Annotated in this window: 17 protein-coding genes and 1 pseudogene; 12 read left to right on the top strand and 6 right to left on the bottom strand. The window is 67.0% G+C overall.

Annotated elements, in window-relative coordinates:
* Nucleotides 1-14 precede the first annotated feature (14 nt).
* Genes MUB46_RS10610 through MUB46_RS10620 form a run of 3 tightly spaced genes read left to right on the top strand, consistent with a single transcriptional unit; the run spans nt 15 to nt 1,950 of the window.
* Nucleotides 15-1,073, top strand: coding sequence for an NADP(H)-dependent aldo-keto reductase (locus MUB46_RS10610; RefSeq protein WP_261615869.1), 1,059 nt, complete (start codon nt 15-17; stop codon nt 1,071-1,073).
* A 27-nt stretch (nt 1,074-1,100) separates the two neighbouring features.
* Entirely contained in the window at nt 1,101-1,670 is a 570-nt protein-coding gene (thpR, locus tag MUB46_RS10615; RefSeq protein WP_261615870.1) for an RNA 2',3'-cyclic phosphodiesterase, read from the top strand.
* Nucleotides 1,648-1,950: a 4a-hydroxytetrahydrobiopterin dehydratase gene (locus MUB46_RS10620; RefSeq protein ID WP_261615871.1), complete on the top strand. Its 303-nt coding sequence runs from the start codon at nt 1,648-1,650 to the stop codon at nt 1,948-1,950. The genes thpR and MUB46_RS10620 overlap by 23 nt, the downstream gene beginning before the upstream one ends.
* 49 nt (nt 1,951-1,999) lie before the next feature.
* Here the strand turns inward: MUB46_RS10620 and MUB46_RS10625 are convergent, their stop codons facing one another.
* Nucleotides 2,000-2,785, bottom strand: coding sequence for an SDR family NAD(P)-dependent oxidoreductase (locus MUB46_RS10625; protein WP_261615872.1), 786 nt, complete (start codon nt 2,783-2,785; stop codon nt 2,000-2,002).
* A gap of 134 nt (nt 2,786-2,919) precedes the next feature.
* Here MUB46_RS10625 and MUB46_RS10630 point away from each other — a divergent pair, with 134 nt between their 5' ends.
* Nucleotides 2,920-3,297 carry a YkvA family protein gene (locus tag MUB46_RS10630; protein WP_261615873.1) on the top strand — a complete coding sequence of 126 codons (378 nt, stop codon included), beginning with the start codon at nt 2,920-2,922 and terminating at the stop codon, nt 3,295-3,297.
* Between the two features lie 27 nt (nt 3,298-3,324).
* Here MUB46_RS10630 and MUB46_RS10635 read toward each other — a convergent pair whose 3' ends face one another.
* Complete coding sequence (locus MUB46_RS10635) at nt 3,325-4,299, bottom strand: NADPH:quinone oxidoreductase family protein (protein WP_261615874.1); 975 nt, start codon at nt 4,297-4,299, stop codon at nt 3,325-3,327.
* 333 nt (nt 4,300-4,632) lie between these two features.
* Between MUB46_RS10635 and MUB46_RS10640 the strand changes: the two genes are divergently transcribed.
* Nucleotides 4,633-5,139: an invasion associated locus B family protein gene (locus tag MUB46_RS10640; RefSeq protein WP_261615875.1), complete on the top strand. Its 507-nt coding sequence runs from the start codon at nt 4,633-4,635 to the stop codon at nt 5,137-5,139.
* Between the two features lie 22 nt (nt 5,140-5,161).
* On the opposite strand, the gene MUB46_RS10645 is transcribed toward MUB46_RS10640, so the two are convergent.
* On the bottom strand, nt 5,162-6,184 hold the full coding sequence (locus MUB46_RS10645; RefSeq protein WP_261615876.1) for a helix-turn-helix domain-containing protein: 1,023 nt from the start codon (nt 6,182-6,184) through the stop codon (nt 5,162-5,164).
* A gap of 146 nt (nt 6,185-6,330) precedes the next feature.
* On the opposite strand from MUB46_RS10645, the gene MUB46_RS10650 reads away from it, so the two are divergent.
* The 3 genes and pseudogenes from MUB46_RS10650 (at nt 6,331) to MUB46_RS10660 (ending at nt 9,309) form a co-directional block, all read left to right on the top strand.
* Nucleotides 6,331-7,398: an alpha/beta hydrolase family protein gene (locus MUB46_RS10650; RefSeq protein ID WP_261615877.1), complete on the top strand. Its 1,068-nt coding sequence runs from the start codon at nt 6,331-6,333 to the stop codon at nt 7,396-7,398.
* A 142-nt stretch (nt 7,399-7,540) separates the two neighbouring features.
* Nucleotides 7,541-8,779, top strand: a pseudogene (rlmN, locus tag MUB46_RS10655) (dual-specificity RNA methyltransferase RlmN); the annotation flags it as partial.
* 71 nt (nt 8,780-8,850) lie between these two features.
* Complete coding sequence (locus MUB46_RS10660; RefSeq protein WP_261615878.1) at nt 8,851-9,309, top strand: hypothetical protein; 459 nt, start codon at nt 8,851-8,853, stop codon at nt 9,307-9,309.
* 38 nt (nt 9,310-9,347) lie between these two features.
* On the opposite strand, the gene MUB46_RS10665 is transcribed toward MUB46_RS10660, so the two are convergent.
* A complete protein-coding gene (locus tag MUB46_RS10665; protein WP_261615879.1) occupies nt 9,348-9,998 on the bottom strand; it encodes a LysE family translocator in 651 nt (216 codons plus the stop codon).
* A 58-nt stretch (nt 9,999-10,056) separates the two neighbouring features.
* Entirely contained in the window at nt 10,057-10,668 is a 612-nt protein-coding gene (locus MUB46_RS10670) for a 2-hydroxychromene-2-carboxylate isomerase (RefSeq protein ID WP_261615880.1), read from the bottom strand.
* A 184-nt stretch (nt 10,669-10,852) separates the two neighbouring features.
* On the opposite strand from MUB46_RS10670, the gene MUB46_RS10675 reads away from it, so the two are divergent.
* Nucleotides 10,853-12,130 carry an argininosuccinate synthase gene (locus MUB46_RS10675; RefSeq protein ID WP_425256253.1) on the top strand — a complete coding sequence of 426 codons (1,278 nt, stop codon included), beginning with the start codon at nt 10,853-10,855 and terminating at the stop codon, nt 12,128-12,130.
* A gap of 18 nt (nt 12,131-12,148) precedes the next feature.
* Here MUB46_RS10675 and MUB46_RS10680 read toward each other — a convergent pair whose 3' ends face one another.
* Nucleotides 12,149-14,125 carry a BTAD domain-containing putative transcriptional regulator gene (locus tag MUB46_RS10680; RefSeq protein WP_261615882.1) on the bottom strand — a complete coding sequence of 659 codons (1,977 nt, stop codon included), beginning with the start codon at nt 14,123-14,125 and terminating at the stop codon, nt 12,149-12,151.
* A 148-nt stretch (nt 14,126-14,273) separates the two neighbouring features.
* Between MUB46_RS10680 and MUB46_RS10685 the strand changes: the two genes are divergently transcribed.
* The 3 genes from MUB46_RS10685 (at nt 14,274) to MUB46_RS10695 (ending at nt 17,533) form a co-directional block, all read left to right on the top strand.
* Nucleotides 14,274-14,504, top strand: coding sequence for a DUF1127 domain-containing protein (locus MUB46_RS10685; protein ID WP_261615883.1), 231 nt, complete (start codon nt 14,274-14,276; stop codon nt 14,502-14,504).
* Between the two features lie 154 nt (nt 14,505-14,658).
* On the top strand, nt 14,659-16,269 hold the full coding sequence (locus tag MUB46_RS10690) for an FMN-binding glutamate synthase family protein (protein WP_425256254.1): 1,611 nt from the start codon (nt 14,659-14,661) through the stop codon (nt 16,267-16,269).
* A gap of 124 nt (nt 16,270-16,393) precedes the next feature.
* Nucleotides 16,394-17,533, top strand: coding sequence for a site-2 protease family protein (locus MUB46_RS10695; RefSeq protein WP_261615885.1), 1,140 nt, complete (start codon nt 16,394-16,396; stop codon nt 17,531-17,533).
* The last annotated feature ends 94 nt before the right edge of the window (nt 17,534-17,627 follow it).

The raw sequence follows: 17,627 nt of genomic DNA on the forward strand, positions 1-17,627 counted from the left end.
GCAAGGGACGATCAATGGACTATCGACGGCTCGGACGAACCGATCTGCACGTCAGCGCGATCGGGCTGGGTACCATGACCTGGGGCGAGCAGAATTCAGAGGCCGAGGCCCACGCACAGATGGACCATGCCGTCGACCGGGGCATCAACCTTCTCGACTCCGCCGAGCTCTATCCGATCCCGCCGAAGGCCGAGACCCAGGGACGCACCGAGGAGATCATCGGATCGTGGCTCAAGGCGCGTGGGAACCGCGACACGATGATCGTCGCCAGCAAGATTGTCGGCCGGTCGTGGAACGACTGGTTCCGCGACGGCGGCAAGACCACCGATCTGTCTCGGGCACAGGTGTTCGAGGCCGTCGACAAGAGCCTGAGGCGGCTCGGCACGGACTATATCGATCTCTACCAGATCCACTGGCCGGACCGGGCGGTCAGCGGCTTCGGCTCGGTGCCGACCGTGTTCCGCCCCATCGCCGACAAGGACGTGCCGCCGGAAGTGCCCATCGAGGAGACGCTGTCAGCGCTCGACGACGTGGTGAAGGCCGGAAAGGTGCGCCATATCGGCCTTTCCAACGAGTCGCCCTGGGGCACGATGACCTGTCTCGCGCTGTCCGAGACCAGGGGACTGCCGCGCGTCCAGTCGATCCAGAACGCCTACAGCCTCGTCAACCGGACCTTCGAGACCGGACTCGCCGAAATCGCCATGCGCGAAAATACCGGCCTCCTGGCCTATTCGCCCCTCGCCCAGGGCAGCCTGACCGGCAAATATCTGGACGGTGCGCTGCCGGCGGGTGCCCGCAAGACCCTGTTCAACCGCATGCAGCGCTACGAGACGCCGGGCGCCGACATCGCTGTGGCTGCCTATGTGGCGCTTGCCCGGGAGTTCGGGCTCGACCCGGCGCAAATGGCGATCCGCTTCGCCGTGTCGCGTCCATTCGTCACCTCGGTGCTGATCGGCGCGACGACAATGGCGCAGTTACAGACCGATATCGACGCGTTTGAGGTCGAATTGGCGCCCGAACTCGAAGAGCGCATCGACGCGATCCATTTATTGCATCAGAATCCCTGTCCCTGACCATTACAAGAAAAGGCTTCGCCACCGATGCCCCGATTGTTCACCGGTCTGGAGATGCCCGCCGACGCCGTATCCGTCCTTACGGGCTTGCGCGGCGGAATCCACGGCGCACGCTGGATCGATCCGGAAAACTACCATCTGACGCTGCGTTTCATCGGCGATGTCGATAATCGCACCGCGCATTCGGTGGCGGAGATGCTCGACCGCGTGCGCCGGCCGGTCTTCTCGATCACGCTCGATGGCGTCGGTGTCTTCGGCGGACGCAAGCCGCACTCCGTGTTCGCCAGCGTCGCCTCCTCGCCGCCCCTGACGGCGCTGCAAGCCGAGCAGGAACGGATGATGCAGATGCTTGGCCTGCCGCCCGACCAGCGGAAATTCTCGCCGCATGTCACCGTGGCACGGCTGAGGGGCGTGTCGGCGCCGGCGGTCGCGGCCTATATCGAGTCGCGTGGCGGCTTCCACTGGGGTCCGATCGAGATCGGCCGATTCGTGCTGTTCTCCTCCCGCTCGGGACAGGGCGGCGGGCCCTATGTGGTCGAGGAGGCCTATCCGCTGGAAGGAGGAGACTTCGATCATGGCGAAGACATTGACGCCTGAGGAACGCGCGACGGCACTGGCCGACCTTCCCGACTGGCACGCGGTCGATGGCCGCGACGCCATCGCCAGGTCGTTCACGTTCCAGAATTTCAACGAGGCCTTCGGCTTCATGGCGCGGGTCGCGCTCGTCGCCGAAAAGATGGACCATCACCCCGAGTGGACGAACGTCTACGGCAAGGTCGACGTGGTCTTGATGAGCCACGACGCCGGCGGGGTGACCGACCGCGACATCAGGCTCGCCGCCGCGATGGACAGGATCGCGGCGGATTTTCCGATGTAGTGGCCGTGCCCTGACCGTTCCGGCTAAGAAAGCGGGGTGCGGTGCGGCCTCAGCGCGGCGCCATGCGCAGGGCGCCGTCGAGACGGATGCCGAAGCCGTTGAGCATCGGGTTCTCGACGATCGAGCGGACCAACTGGGAATATTCGGACGGATCGCCGAGCCGCTGCGGGAACGGAACGCTGGCGGCCAGCGACTGGCGCACCTCTTCCGACAGGCCGTCGAACATCGGCGTGTAGAACAGGCCCGGCATGATGGTCATCACGCGGATGCCGTCCTTGGAAAGATCGCGCGCCATCGGCAGCGTCAACGACAGAACACCGCCCTTGGAGGCGGCATAGGCGACCTGGCCGATCTGGCCGTCCTGCGCCGCGACCGAGGAGGTCATCACGATAAGGCCGCGCTCGCCGTCCTTGCCGAGCGGGGACGCCTCGAGCATGCCGGCGGCCGATTTCGAGGCGACATTGAAGGTGCCGATCAGGTTGACCGTGATCACCTTGGCGAAGATGCCCGGATCATGGGCGACGATCTCTCCGGAATCGCGCTTGCGGCTCGCCGTCTTCATGCCGGTGGCGATGCCGGCGCAATTGACCGTGATCCGCTCCTGGCCATGGGCCTCGCGTGCCTTCGAGAAGGCTTCGGAAACGCTCGCCGGATCCGTCACGTCGCAACTGCAGAACAGGCCGCCGATCTCTCCGGCGACCTTTTCGCCGCGCTCGGCGTTCATATCGAAAACCGCAACCCGGCAGCCGGCATCGGCCAGCATGCGCGCGGTTGCTTCGCCCAAGCCAGAGGCGCCACCCGTGACGACGGCGGCGATGTCCTTGCCGAGTTCCATATGGTCTCTCCCTCGTCCTCTTTTCCGACGATTTCTTACCCGATCCGGTAGCGGCAGGAAACGCGGAAGCTTGCGTAAAGTGTCGCGGCCCCCATTTCTTATGGGATCGGCCTCGCCGAGGAGAGGAAAGACGGATGAACGACGGAACCGCAGCCTGGATTGGTGATGAGGCGCAGCTTCCCGCCGTTTTCGCGGCCAACCAGGCCCGCGCGCGCGACGGATTCTGGCGAAAGTTCAGGCGCGTGGCGAGCAAGCTGCCGTTCGCCCAGGATCTCGCCGCGGCCTGGTTCTGCGCCGTCGATCCGGCGACGCCGTTCAGGGCGCGCGCCACGCTGTTCGGCGCGCTCGCCTATTTCGTCATGCCGATCGACGTGATCCCGGATTTCCTGGTGGTCGCCGGTTTCACCGACGACGCCTCGGTGCTGCTTGCCGCGATCACGGCGGTGGCCGTCCATATCCGCCCCGAGCACCGGCGCAAGGCGGCGGAGGCGCTGAAGACGCTCGACCGCTGACAACCTGTCCTAAGGGGCGTCTCTACGCTACGGGACGATCAGCACCTTGCCCTTGACCTCGCGCCGCGCGAGGGCGCCCAGCGCCTCGGCGGTTTCCTCCATCGCATAACGCGCATGGATCGCAACCGACAGCTTGCCCTCGGCCATCCAGTCGAGCAGCTGGCGGGTGTTGGCGCGGTCGCCTTCCGGGTCCACCTCCGTGAACTTCCCCCAGAAAACGCCGAGCACGTCGCAGCCTTTCAGCAGCACGAGATTGAGCGGGAACTTCGGGATCTCGCCGGCGGCGAAGCCGATGACCAGATAGCGTCCTTCCCAGGCGGTCGCGCGCAGGGCGGCCTCGGCATGGGCGCCGCCGACGGGGTCATAGACGACGTCGACACCCTTGCCCCCGGTCAGTTCCTTGAGCCGCGTCTTCAGGTCTTCCCTGGAATAGTCGATCGTCTCGTCGGCGCCGATCGAGCGGCAGAACGCGAGCTTTTCGGGTGTCGAGGCCACCGCGATGACGCGCGCGCCCATGATCTTGCCGATCTCCACGGCCGCAGCGCCGGCGCCGCCGGCCGCGCCCAGAACGGCGAGTGTCTCGCCGGGCTTGAGCTTCGCCCGGTCGGCGAGCGCATGCAGCGTGGTGCCGTAGGTGACGATCAGGCCGGCGGCCTGTTCCCGGTCGATCGTGTCGGGCACATGGACGAGCTTGCCGGCCGGTGCCACGACGGTCTCGCGGCAGGCGCCCCAGCCGCCGTAGCCGATGACCTTGTCTCCGACGGCGAACCCGCTCACGCCATCACCGACGGCACTCACCGTGCCGGAAAATTCCGCACCCGGCGAAAACGGCAGGTCGGGCTTGAACTGATATTTGCCCTGGATGATCAGCGTGTCGAAGAAGTTGAGCGCCGCAGCCGCGACCTTGACCGCCACCTCGCCGGGGCCAGGCGTCGGATCGGGCAGATCGCGCACGACCAGCGTCTCAGGAGGACCGAGGGTTTCGCAGAGGACGGCTTTCATCGGATCGGGTTCCTTGCTGACACGTTTGGCGCAGATATGATTGTCCGCGAGCGGACATAACGGAGCCGGATCGGAGCGGCAACCCGAGCCGGCGCGCGGGGCTTGCCTTCACGAATTGTTACAATTCGTCAAAAAATTGCCGCCATTGATCGGCAACCGATAGGAAATGTCGGCGTGCTTCCCGCGAACACACGGTGCGGGGAGATATGTTGCGATGAGGCATGTTGCGGTGAACGGGGGCTGTTTGACGTAACGCGGCGAATCGCGCCGACTCCCTGTAAAATCCAGTCGCGAACTCCGGCGACGGACCTGATTGCGTGGTAGGCAACGATGATGAAAAAGATTTTCACCCTCATTCTGGCGGTGGCGTTCAGCGGGGCCAGCGGCGCCGCTTTGGCGCAAAGCGCGACGCCGCTTGGCCAGTTCAAGGACTGGGGCGCCTACGTGGCGGAATCGGGCGGCGGCAAGGTCTGCTATGCGCTGTCGCAGCCGAAGTCGTCCGAGCCGTCGAACGTCAACCGCGATCCGGTCTATTTCTTCGTCACTTCGCGTCCCGGCTCGGGCGTGAAGAACGAGGTCTCGGTCATCATCGGCTATCCCTACAAGCCGGACAGCACCGCGACCGCCCAGATCGGTGATACGACCTTCACCCTGTTCACCAAGGACGACGGGGCGTGGGTCGAGAACGCGGCCGAGGAATCGAACCTCGTCGCCGCAATGCGCCGGGGCGCGACGATGGTGATCAAGGGCACGTCGGCACGCGGCACCGCCACGGTCGACAACTTTTCTCTGTCCGGCATCTCCGCGGCGCTCGATCGCATCGCCCAGGAATGCAAGTGACACACGCGGATCGCCCGGCGCGTTAGGCCCGGTTTGCCGCCTGCCACGCGCTCGGCGTCATGCCGGCGACGCGCAGGAATTCGCGATTGAAGTTCGACTTCGTGTTGAAGCCGCTCTCCAGCATGGCGACCGTGATGCTGTCGCCGGCCGATATGCGCGCGCAGGCGGCGCGGATCCGATTGCCGTTGATGTAGCGCGAGACGTTGTCGCCCGTTGACCGGTTGATGGTCGCGGAGAGCTGCTTGGCGGGGACGCCGAGGCGCTTCGCCAGGCGGGCCAGCGTCAGGTCGGGGTCGAGATAGAGCTGTTGGCCTTCGAGGAGGGTATGAAGCCGGTCCATCAGGGCGGCGTCCTCGGCTGGATCGGTGGCGGCCGGATCGGTGGCGGCCGGGGAGGGCTGCGGGTCTTCCGCCGTCTCCACGTCGCGGCCGCCGACGAGCGTCAGCGACAGGCTGACGAGCCCCACCCACAGAAGCACAAGCGACGAGAACACGCTGATCAGCGTCGGCTGGATCCAGCCGTAGCCTGTCAGCATTGCAACCCCTATCAGGGCGTCGCTGAGCGCCGAGATCAGGAACGCCAGGGCGGTGCCGCCCCAGATCAAGCGCGGCAGGTTGCCCGTCTCGAGCCGGGCGAGTGGGAGGCTGTCGGCGCCCGCGCGCAACACCCACAGGATCCCGATCCCGTAAACCGCGAAGACGAGGGGCACGACGACATCGAGCGCCTCGGGAACGAAGAGTGTGCAGAACGCGACGAAGGCGGGGACGGCGAGGTGCAGGAGATCGCGCTGCGGGTCGAACGGCCGCACCGCCGTCGTCAGGAAGACGATCCAGGCGAGCGGGGGAATGCAGGACCCGGTGACCGGCTGGACGAACCGGAGCTGATGGATGCCGTAGTACTGGGCCAGCGAGATCAGCACGCTTTGCAGCGCGCAGAGGGCGAGAAGCGCGGAAAACAGCCCGGGCCGGCTTTCCGCAAGGAGCGAGCGGACGAACAGGAAGCCCAGGATGAGGGCGACGATCATCGGGACGGGCAAGACAAGCATCGGCGTGCAGCGGTTTGGCTTGGAACTGGGGGCCCTACGTAGTTCAAAAACCCGTTCGGCTCGACCTGAATCCGGTTTCAGGACGCGAAAGTAGCCAGGGAACAGGCAGTTGGAGGACATCGATCACCTCCAACGGAGTTTCCGACATGAAACGTCTCACGCTTGCCTACGCCCTTGGCGCCCTGATCCTCGCCATCGGGCTGACATCGACCCTCTCCACCGCCAGTGCCGCCGATGCCGAACAGATCGCCGGCTACGACCAGTTCGTCTTCGACGCCCCGCACCGCGCCGGCAAGGTCGGCGCGTCCGTCTGGTATCCGGTCGGCACGAAGACCTACAAGGGCATCATCGGCGAGAATCCCCTGTTCGAGGGCACGCCAGCCTATGTCGGCGCCGAGGTCGCCGACGGCCGCTTCCCGTTGGTCCTGCTGTCGCACGGATCCGGCGGCAACATGGACGGCTTGAGCTGGCTGTCCTCGGCGCTGGCCGCGCGCGGCGCCATGGTGCTCGCCGTCAACCATCCCGGCAGCACGACCGGGGATTCCTCGCCGCGCCGCTCGGTGAAGCTCGACGAGCGCGCCGCCGACCTGTCGGTCGCGCTGGATCGGCTGCTCGAGACTCCGGTCTTCGCCGATCACATCGACCGGGGGCGGATCGGTGCGCTCGGCTTCTCGCTCGGCGGGGCGACCGCGCTCGGCCTCGGCGGCCTGCGGTTCGACCGCGAGCTCTGGGGGCAGTACTGCGACCGGCTGGGCCCCGATGCGGCCGATTGCGTGTTCTTCGCCAAGGGCGGCATCGACTATTCCGACCTGCCGGACGGCTTCGAAGCCGCCATGCGCGATGACCGCGTTTCCTCGGTCGTCGCCGTCGATCCGGGCCTCAGCTACGCGGTGACGGCCGACAACGCCGCGAAGACCGACGTTCCGGTGCTGTTCGTCAGCCTCGGCCGGGAAAACCTGTGGCCGGCCGCCGACGTCTCCGAAACCGGCAGCGGCCTCGTCGGCCGGATCGCCGACGCGACGCATGTCACGCTCTCCCCGGCCCATCACTTCACCTTCCTGCAGGTCTGCAAGCCGGACGGCGCGAAGATGCTCAGGGAGGAGAACGACGATCCGATCTGCGACGACCCGGCCGGCACGGACCGCGCGAAGATCCACGCCGAGATCGTCGACGAGGTCGCCGCGTGGCTCGGTCTCGGCAACCGGACGAACTGAGGGGCAGGGGATTCCCCTTGCAATCGCGCACCGGACGAATAGGTGTAGGCGGAATTCTGCCCTATAGTTCACAGGCGCGGCCGGTCATCCGCCGCGCCCTTCGTGTTTTGACAAGGAAGCCGGCCGCCGCCGGATCGACCAAATGGCCGAAACGCTCGATATCGCCCGCCACAATACCAACGCACCGGCGCTTGCAGCGCGCCCGGTCGAGCCGTCGCGGCCTTCGCTGGTCGGCTTGACGCGGGAGGCGTTGGCTGAGGCGCTGCGCGGCATCGGCGTGCCAGATCGCCAGGTTCGTATGCGCGTCAGCCAGCTTTGGAGCTGGATCTACTCGCGCGGCGCCACCGACTTCGAAGCAATGACCGATATCGGCAAGGAGCTCAGGGCGAAGCTTGCCGCGCATTTCGGCCTCGCGCGGCCGGAGATCATCGTCGAGCAGGTGTCGAGCGACGGCACCCGCAAGTGGCTGTTGCGCTTTCCGCCCCGTTCGCAAGGCGAAGCCCCGGTCGAGGTCGAGAGCGTCTATATCCCCGAGCACGACCGCGGCACGCTGTGCGTGTCCAGCCAGGTCGGCTGCACGCTGACCTGCCGGTTCTGCCATACCGGCACGCAACCCTGGGTCCGGAACCTGACGGCCGAGGAGATCGTGGCCCAGATCCTCGTCGCCCGCGACCGGCTCGGCGACTGGCCGGGCGCCAGCCGGCCGACCGACGGCTTCGTGCCCGAGGCCGAGCGCGCCGTTTCCAACGTCGTGCTGATGGGCATGGGCGAGCCGCTCTACAATTTCGACAACGTGCGCGACGCGGTGCTGATCGCGGCCGACGGCGAGGGCCTGTCGCTGTCCAAGCGCCGCATCACCCTGTCGACGGCCGGCGTCGTGCCGCTGATCCCGCGTGCCGGCGAGGAGATGGGCGTCATGCTGGCGATCTCGCTGCATGCGGTGCGCGACGACCTTCGCGACGAACTGGTGCCGCTCAACAAGAAATACCCGATCGCCGAGCTGCTCGACGCCTGCCGCGCCTATCCGGGCCTGTCGAACGCCAGGCGCATCACCTTCGAATACGTGATGCTGAAGGGCGTCAACGATTCCATCGAGGACGCCAAGACACTGGTGCGGCTGCTTCGCGGCATTCCCGCCAAGATCAACCTGATCCCGTTCAATCCGTGGCCGGGCAGCCCCTACGAATGCTCCGACTGGGAGCAGATCGAGCTGTTCGCCGACGTGGTCAACCGGGCCGGCTACGCGAGCCCGGTCAGGACACCGCGCGGGCGCGACATCATGGCCGCCTGCGGCCAGCTCAAGTCCGAGTCCGAACGGGTGCCGGCGTGGAAGCGCCGCCGCGACGGCGAGGCCGTGTCCCCGGGCGGTGCGGGCCAGGACCACGCAGCCCAGGACCACGCAGCCCAAGGCCATGCCCCCCAAGGCCATGCCCCTGGGGGCGGCGACGCCCGTTGAGGACGCTCGGGCGAATCCTCGGCCGACTGATCACGGTCACCTTCTCCTATGTGATCGCCTGCGTCGCCGCCGGCCTGATCGTGGCCGGCAGTTACGTGGTCCAGGCCTACATGGCGGGGCCGGTCGATTTCCCGCGCAGCCAGATCTTCGCCGAGACGCTCTATGTCAGCGGGCTCGTGGCCGCTTTCGTCGCCGTCTATGCCTTCGCGCCGGCCATCCTGGCCATCGTCGTCGCCGAGGTCTTCGCCATCCGGCGGGCACTCTATTACGTGATCGCCGGCGGGCTCGCCGGCCTGCTCGGCTATGCGGGCTTCAATGCCCGTGGCCTGATCGACGGGGCGCCGGAACTGGGTTCCGACCTCCTGCTTGTCGCCGCGGCGGGGTTCGTCGCCGGCTTTGTCTACTGGGTCCTCGGCGGGCGCTCCGCCGGTATCCTGAAACGCCCCGTGTCCTGAAGCGCTCCGTGTCGTGAAGGGCCTGGCGGCCTGATCGTTCAGCCGTTGGTGGCGCGCGCGGCGATCAGCCGGACGGCGAAGGCGCCCATGATCCCGGCGAACAGATAGTCGAAGGCCCGCATCGCTCTGCGCGAGCGCTTCAGCCCGGCCGAGATCCGGTCGGCGGCCAGCACGAGGCCGATGCACAGCGGCAGCGACACCGCGATGAAATACAGCCCCAGGAACAGAAGCTTGTGCGCCGCATGCGGATCGGCCGGAGAGACGAACTGCGGCAGGAAGGTCACGAAGAACAGCACGATCTTCGGATTGAGCAGGTTCACGCCGAAGGCCGTCAGGACGATGTCATGGGTGCGCTTTGCGGGCCTGCCGGCGGTTTGCAGCGTCAGCGACGAGCCGTGCCGGATCGCCTGAACGGCGAGCCACAGAAGGTAGGCCGCGCCGGCGAACCGGACGACGCTGAAGGCGGTCTCCGAGGCGGCCAGCAACGCCGACAGACCGAACGCGGCGAACAGGGCGTGGACGACCAGCCCGGCGTTGGTGCCCACGAGCGTGGCAATGCCGGCGCGGCGGCCCTGCGCCAGGGCATTGCCGAGGAACAGCGTCATGTCGGGGCCCGGCGTCAACGCGACGATCAGCACCGCCGGCGTGAACGCGGCAAGGACGGCCAGGCTCGGAAACCAGTCGTTCATGGCAATACCTTCCATCTCCGAGCTCTAACGCAGCGCCGACCGGCCTGCCAAGCGGACTCTACAGGCCCGACAGCGAGCCGTGCCTGGCCCAATGCAGCGCCTGCTCGAGCCGGTCGTTACCCCAGAACAGTTCCCCGTCCTCGGTGACGAATGTCGGCGCGCCGAACAGGCCGATCCGCAGCGCCTCCTCGGTTTGGGCCTTCAGACGGGCCTTGTTGTCCGGCGTCTCGGCGGCCGCGAAGACGGCGTCTGGATCGCGGTCTAGACCGGTCACGATGTCGGCGAGCAAGGTCTTGTCGGAGATCGTCCGGCCTTCGACGAATTCGGCGGAATAGACGGCGTTGGTGAATGCCGGCCCCCACCCTTCGTCGATAGCGACGAGGGCGATGCGGGCGGCGCTCAGACCGTTCTGCGGAAACGGATCCGGCAGCCGGAACGGCCGGCCGATCGCCGCGCACTGGCGCTCCATGTCGCGGATCATGTTGCGGCCCTTGATGGGGTAGATTTTGAAGGGCGAGGTGTTCAGGCCCTGCGCCGCGAAGACGGGGCCGAGCAGGAACGGCCGCCAGCGCACGGTGACGCCAGCCCTGTCCGCCAGCGCCTCGATCCGCGCCGCGGCGAGGTAGGCGTAGTTGGAGGCGAACTCGTACCAGAAGTCGATCGACGGCATCGTTGGGCTCCGAACGGGGTGATTGGACATCCGACCGGGGATACAGGGTCGGGGCGACCGGACCGTTGCAGGAAATAGACAGGCCGGCAAGCGCGGGGATCCGCCCGGCGCCGTCGTTCCGACCGGACGGCATCGCAGGCGGCCCTGCCAGCGCCGTGCTTGCGGAAAAAGGGGGCGGCGTCCTATAAGCCGGGCCTGTAGAAAATCCGGCCATGCCGGCCCTGCCCGGTGCGTCACGAGGACAGTTATGACAGACGTCAAGAAGGTGGTGCTTGCCTATTCCGGCGGCCTCGACACCTCGATCATCCTGAAATGGCTCAAGGAAACCTATGGCTGCGAGGTGGTGACCTTCACCGCCGATCTCGGCCAGGGCGAGGAGCTGGAGCCGGCGCGCCGCAAGGCCGAGATGCTCGGAATCAAGGAAATCTACATCGAGGACCTGCGCGAGGAATTCGTGCGCGACTACGTCTTCCCGATGTTCCGCATGAACGCGCTCTACGAGGGCGTCTACCTCCTCGGCACCTCGATCGCCCGGCCGCTGATCTCCAAGCGGCTGGTGGAGATCGCCCATGCCACCGGCGCCGATGCCATCGCGCACGGCGCGACGGGCAAGGGCAACGACCAGGTGCGTTTCGAACTGTCGGCCTATGCGCTGGATCCGGACATCCGGGTGATCGCGCCGTGGCGCGAGTGGGACTTCAAGTCGCGCACCGACCTGATCAACTTCGCCGAGGAGCACCAGATCGTCGTGCCGAAGGACAAGCGCGGCGAGGCGCCGTTCTCCGTCGACGCCAACCTCCTGCACTCCTCCTCGGAAGGAAAGGTGCTCGAGGATCCGTTCGAGGAGGCGCCGGAATACGTCTATCAGCGCACGATCAGCCCGGAGGAGGCCCCCGACAAGCCGACCTATATCGAGATCGGCTTCAAGAAGGGCGACCCCATCTCCATCGACGGCAAGGCCATGAGCCCGGCGACCCTTCTGACCGAGCTGAACAGGCTCGGTCACGACAACGGCATCGGCCGGCTCGACATGGTCGAGAACCGCTTCGTCGGCATGAAGAACCGTGGTGTCTACGAGACGCCGGGCGGCACGGTCCTGCACCATGCCCACCGGGCGATCGAATCGCTCACCCTCGACCGCGGCGCGGCGCATCTGAAGGACGAGCTGATGCCGCGCTACGCGGAGCTCATCTACAACGGCTTCTGGTTCTCGCCGGAGCGCGAGATGATCCAGGCGATGGCCGACAAGAGCCAGGAGACCGTCGAGGGCACCGTCCGCGTCAAGCTCTATAAGGGCAACGTCACCGTCGTCGGCCGGAAGAGCGACCAGTCGCTGTATTCGGAGGAGCTGGTCACCTTCGAGGACGACCGTGGCGCCTACGACCAGAAGGACGCGGCCGGGTTCATCCGCCTCAATGCGCTGCGGCTTCGCACGCTGGCGGCGCGGAAGCGGCGCGGCTAGGCCCTTCGCCAGACGGCGCTATTCCTCGGGAAGGCCGGCCTTTCGCAGGCCTTCCCAGTAGACGCCGTGTTTCTGCAGGGTCATCGGAACAGCCTTCTTGAGGCTGGATATCGTAAGGTCCGGATAGGCCTCCAGCAGCTTGCGCATCGCCGCCCTGGCCTTGTCCATGTCTCCGGCCGTGGCAGCCGTCGAGGCGAGACCGCGGTAGCCCCATAGCATGGTCGGTCGCGACCGCAGGCCCGCTTCGACGAACGCGACCGCCTCCTTGTAGTCGCCCCGGATCTGGCGGGCGACGCCGCTGCCGACCAGAATGTTGAACGCGAACGGGTCGTACGGGCTGAGCCGCAGGGCGCGGTCGAACGCGGCGATCGCCTCTTCGGTCCGATGGTCGTAGTGATAGAGCCATCCCAGCCGCATCCAGCCCCACGCGTTGTTCGGATCGATCCGAAGGCTGCGCTCGAGCAGCGTCTGCGCCAGCGCGAAGTCGGCCGAGCTGATCGTCAGGGCCGCCGCCGCCGCGACCATCGTGGCGGGGTCGTCGTCGGCCATGGCGGCCGCCCGACGGGCCAGTTCGATCCCCTTCGACCGGTCGGATTCCGGGTCTTCGCTCCACATGTAGGCGACGTCCTGCACCCGGCACCACGCCAGCATGGCCGTGGCGAGGCCGTTCCTCGGCTCGATTTCGAGCGCCGTCTCGAACAGGACCGCGGCTTCCGCGTTGTCGGCCTTGGTATGCGCCCAGAAATGCGGATAGGCACGCAGGATCAGGTCGTAGGCCTGTAGGTTCTCCGGCCGCTTGCGCAGCGCACGCTCGATCTCGGCCTGTCGCAAGGAGGGATGCAGCGCCCCGGCGACCGACGCGGCCACCTCGTCCTGGAAATCGAAGACGTCCTTGGCGTCGCCGTCGAACCGGTCCGACCAGATCTGCGTCCCGGTACCGGCGTCGATCAGCCTCACGGTGATGCGGGCCCGATCGCCGGAGCGGCGCACCGCGCCCTCGAGGATATAGCGCACGCCGAGCGCGCGGCCGATCTCGCGCGTGTCCATCGTGGAGTCGCGCAGCGTCTCGGCCGTCTGCCGGGCGATCACGAAGAAGTCGCGGACCCGCGACAGGACGGAGGTGATTTCCTCGACGACGCCATCGGCGAAGAAACCCTGTTCGGGATCGCTCGACAGGTTCTTGAACGGGAGCACGACGATCGAGGGATGGGTCGATGTCTCGGAACCGTCCTCCGGCGGGCGAACTTCCGAGCGGTCGGTTTCCGGGTGTCCGTTGTTCCGATCCGGCGCTTGGATCAGGGCGCGGGTCATCTCCTCCGGCTCGGCGCCGAGCGCATCCAGGGTTGCCTGTCGGCAGGCTTCGTACTGGCGCAGCGCCGCATTGCGACGGCCCTCGGCGATATCGCGGCGGATCAGCGCCCGGTGGGCCTCCTCGCAGGCCGGATCGGTCTCGAGCAGGCGCCCGGCGAGCCCGGCGACCGCCTCGCGTCCGGTGCCCGTCGCGCCGACGGGATCGAACGCGTCGACGAGCGCCTGGGCCCTGGCGTGCAGGCTGCGCCGCTCGGCCAGGGCCCAGTCCTCGAAGGCTGAGTCGGGAAAGTCGCAGTCGGCCAGGAAGGGGCCGCGATAGAGGTCGGCCGCCGACGCCGGATCGCAGGATGCAAGCGCCAGAAACCGCGCGGCGTCGCATTCCGTCTTCGCGGGATCGAGGCCGACGCTGCCCGAAGGTGCCACAAGGGTGGAGGGATCCGGCAGCGCCTTGCGCAGGGCGGCGAGCGCGTGACGCAGGCTGCCGCGCGCCTGGGCGTCGCTTCTGTCGCTCCACAACAGGCCGATCAGGCGCTCGCGGCTGGCGGTCATTGCCGCGGCCATCGCCACCGCGACAAGCAGCAGCTGCACCTTGCGGGTGGGCACGCGCACGGGGGCGCCGGCGACGGTCACGTCCAGGCCGCCGAGCGTGCGGATGTGCAATTGGGTGTCTTCGCGTCCGGTCATTTCGATCGCCCCGCGCAGCGCGAACGTCATTTTTAGCGGATTTTTCACGCCGGCGCGGCGGCGTTTCACATTTTTTCGGGTCTCGGCGGACGGCGCGCTCACGGGCATCGGAGACAGTCGGTCCATCGATCAAGCGATGGAGATTGCGATGACTGCCACCAACACCGTCCTCGAGCCGACCGTCCGCTCCGCCGACGTCGCCGGGTATCTGCGCGGTGCCGCGATGCGCGTGTTCGCCTGGTGGCGCCTCTATCGGACCCTCAGGATTCTGTCCGGTCTCGACGAGCGGACCCGCAAGGACATCGGATTTGCCGCACCCGGTGGCGCGGAATCGTCAGCCGACCCACGGGTTCTTCGCTACCTCGAGACGCTTCGCTAGACCCTCCGGCATCGCCTTTCTCAGACCGCCCCGGACGAATCGGTTTCGGGGCGGTTTATATTGAGTCAACTTCCTACCGGTACAAAGTGACGCATCGGCATTGCCAGCCGACGCCATGTGCCGGGAGGAACGCCCCGTGAAACTCAGAACGACGATGCTCATCCATCCCGTGACGCTTCTGACGCGTTACGGAACTTTCGTCGCCATCCTGATCGCGACGGCGGTCACATTCGTCCTGCTGACGAAGGGCTGGCATGTCCGCTGGGCCTTCTATCCGCTTCTCGTCCTGAGCGTCGTCGGCATCTGGAGCCTGTTCCAGACCCGTCACACGCTGATGCGCAACTATCCGGTGATCGCGCTGGTGCGGTGGGTTTCGGAAGAACTTCGTCCGTTCCTGCGCCAGTATATCGTCGAGAGCAATCTCGAAGGCCGTCCCTATTCGCGCGAGCATCGTTCGCTGATCTACCAGCGCGCCAAGGACGACGTCGACGTCCATCCGTTCGGCACCGAGCTCGACGTCTACAGCGACGAGTACGAGTGGCTCAGCCATTCCATCGCCGCGCGCCATGTCGATCCGAACACGTTCCGCGTCGAGGTCGGCGGGCCGCAATGCGACAAGCCCTATTCCGCCTCGCTCCTGAACATCTCGGCGATGAGCTTCGGCGCGCTCGGGGCGAACGCCATCGAGGCGCTCAATCTCGGCGCCAAGCTCGGCGGTTTCTATCACGACACCGGCGAGGGCTCGATCAGTCCGTATCACCGCAAGAACGGCGGCGATCTCGTGTGGGAACTCGGTTCGGGCTATTTCGGCTGTCGCGACAAGGCCGGCCGCTTCGATCCCAAGCGCTTCGCCGAGCAGGCGGTGTCCGATCAGGTGAAGATGATCGAGATCAAGCTCAGCCAGGGGGCGAAGCCGGGGCACGGCGGATTGCTGCCGGCGGAGAAGATCACCGCGGAGATCGCCGCCACGCGCATGGTGCCGACGGGCCAGGACTGCCTGTCGCCGCCCGCCCATTCGGCCTTCTCGACGCCGATCGAGATGATGGAATTCATCGCGACGCTACGCGAGATGTCGGGCGGCAAGCCGGTCGGTTTCAAGATGTGCATCGGCCAGCCGCACGAGCTGCTGGCGATCTGCAAGGCGATGAACGAAACCGGCATCCTCGCCGACTTCATCGTCATTGACGGGGCCGAGGGCGGCACCGGCGCGGCGCCGGTCGAGTTCTCCGATCACATCGGCACGCCGCTTCGCGAGGGGCTGATCTTCGCGCGGAACGCGCTGGTTGGCACCGGGCTGCGGGACAAGGTCAGGCTGGCGGCCAGCGGCAAGGTGTCGACCGCCCACTATCTGGCCGCCAACATGGCGGTCGGCGCCGACTGGTGCAACGCGGCCCGCGCGTTCATGTTCTCGCTGGGCTGCGTGATGTCGATGCGCTGCCATACCGGCGAGTGCCCGTCGGGCGTGACCACGCACGATCCGCTGCGCCAGCGTGGGCTGGTCGTCGAGGACAAGGCGCGGCGAGTGCACAATTTCCAGCGCGAGACACTGCACGCGCTGGCCGAGGTCGTCGGCGCCGCCGGGCTGGATCATCCCGGCCAGCTTACCCCGGCCCATATCTTCCGGCGTATCAACGCCGTCGAGGCGAAGCCTCTGGACGATCTCTACACCTTCATCGAGCCCGGCTCGCTGCTCGATGGTCGCCGGAAAACGCCGCTTGGCAGGTACTGGCAGGAAGCGCGCGCGGACTCCTTCGCCCCGGCGTGACGATCGGCCGGACGGGCCGCCGGACGGGACCGGGCGCATTTGCGTGTGCGGCCAGGGAGACTACATCATTGTCCAGGGCGTCGCGTATCGCCCTGAGCCGAAAAGAGATCGTCAGGATCGTCCCATGCCCTGGTCCCTCACCGTCGGCCGGATCGCCGGCACCGACGTCCGCATCCATCTGACCTTCCTCTTGCTGCTCGCCTGGATCGGCGTCGCCCACTACATCCAGGGCGGCGCGGCGGCGGCAATCGAAGGCGTCCTCTTTATCTCCGCGGTGTTCCTGTGCGTTGTGCTGCACGAGTTCGGCCACGCGATGGCCGCCCGCCACTACGGCATCGGCACGAAGGACATCACGCTGCTGCCGATCGGCGGGCTCGCCCGTCTCGAGCGCTTTCCGGAAAAGCCCGGACAGGAGATCGTCGTCGCCGCGGCGGGGCCGGCAGTGAACGTGGTGATCGCCGTCATCCTGATCCTCATCTTCGGCTTCCCCGCCGATCCTGCCGCCCTGCAGCAGGTCGAGAACCCGCAGATCGGCTTTTTCGAGCGGCTTGCCGCCGTGAACATCTTCCTCGTCGTCTTCAACCTGATCCCGGCCTTCCCGATGGATGGCGGACGGGTGCTGCGGGCCGCGCTGTCCTTCCGGCTCGACCGGTTCCGCGCGACCGAGGTCGCCGCCTCGATCGGCCAGGCGCTGGCCTTCTTCTTCGGCTTCATGGGCCTCATCGGCGGCAACGCGATCCTCGTTTTCATCGCGATCTTCGTCTATCTCGCCGCCACCGCGGAGGCCGCCAGCGAGGGGCTGATGGCGCTTGGCCGCAAGATCCGCGTGGACGACGCGATGATCCGTAGCTTCGAGACGCTGAGGCCCGACGAGACGGTCGACGATGCCGCCGAGGCCTTGATCCGCACCACCCAGAGCGAGTTCCCGATCGTCGACGGCGGTGGGCATCTGCGCGCTTTCCTGACGCGCTCGGAAATGATCCACGCGCTGAAGGCGACCGGTTCGCGCACGCCGGTGCTGGAGGCGGCCACGGGCAAGCCGCTGACCGTAGCCAGCGGCATGCGCCTCGACAGGGCGCTCAACGCCATGCAGCAGGCCGGCGCGGCGATCTTCGGCGTTACCGATCGGGATGGCCGGCTTATCGGTTACGTCAGTCAGGAGAATATCGGCGAGCTGATGATGCTCGGCGAAGCCAACTGGCGCACGCGCGACGCGGCCAGACCCGCCGAAAGCGGCTCCGTGCCCCGCGTGCCGCCGGTCTGAGCCGGCCGCATCTGGTGGTGCAGACCTCGTCGGCCGCCCTTGAATCGCGCACCCGGTGCTGGGGCGCGTGACAGCCGTTTCGGCAGAAGAACGA

Source organism: Microbaculum marinisediminis (assembly GCF_025397915.1).
Classification (GTDB): Bacteria; Pseudomonadota; Alphaproteobacteria; order Rhizobiales; family Tepidamorphaceae; genus Microbaculum; species Microbaculum marinisediminis.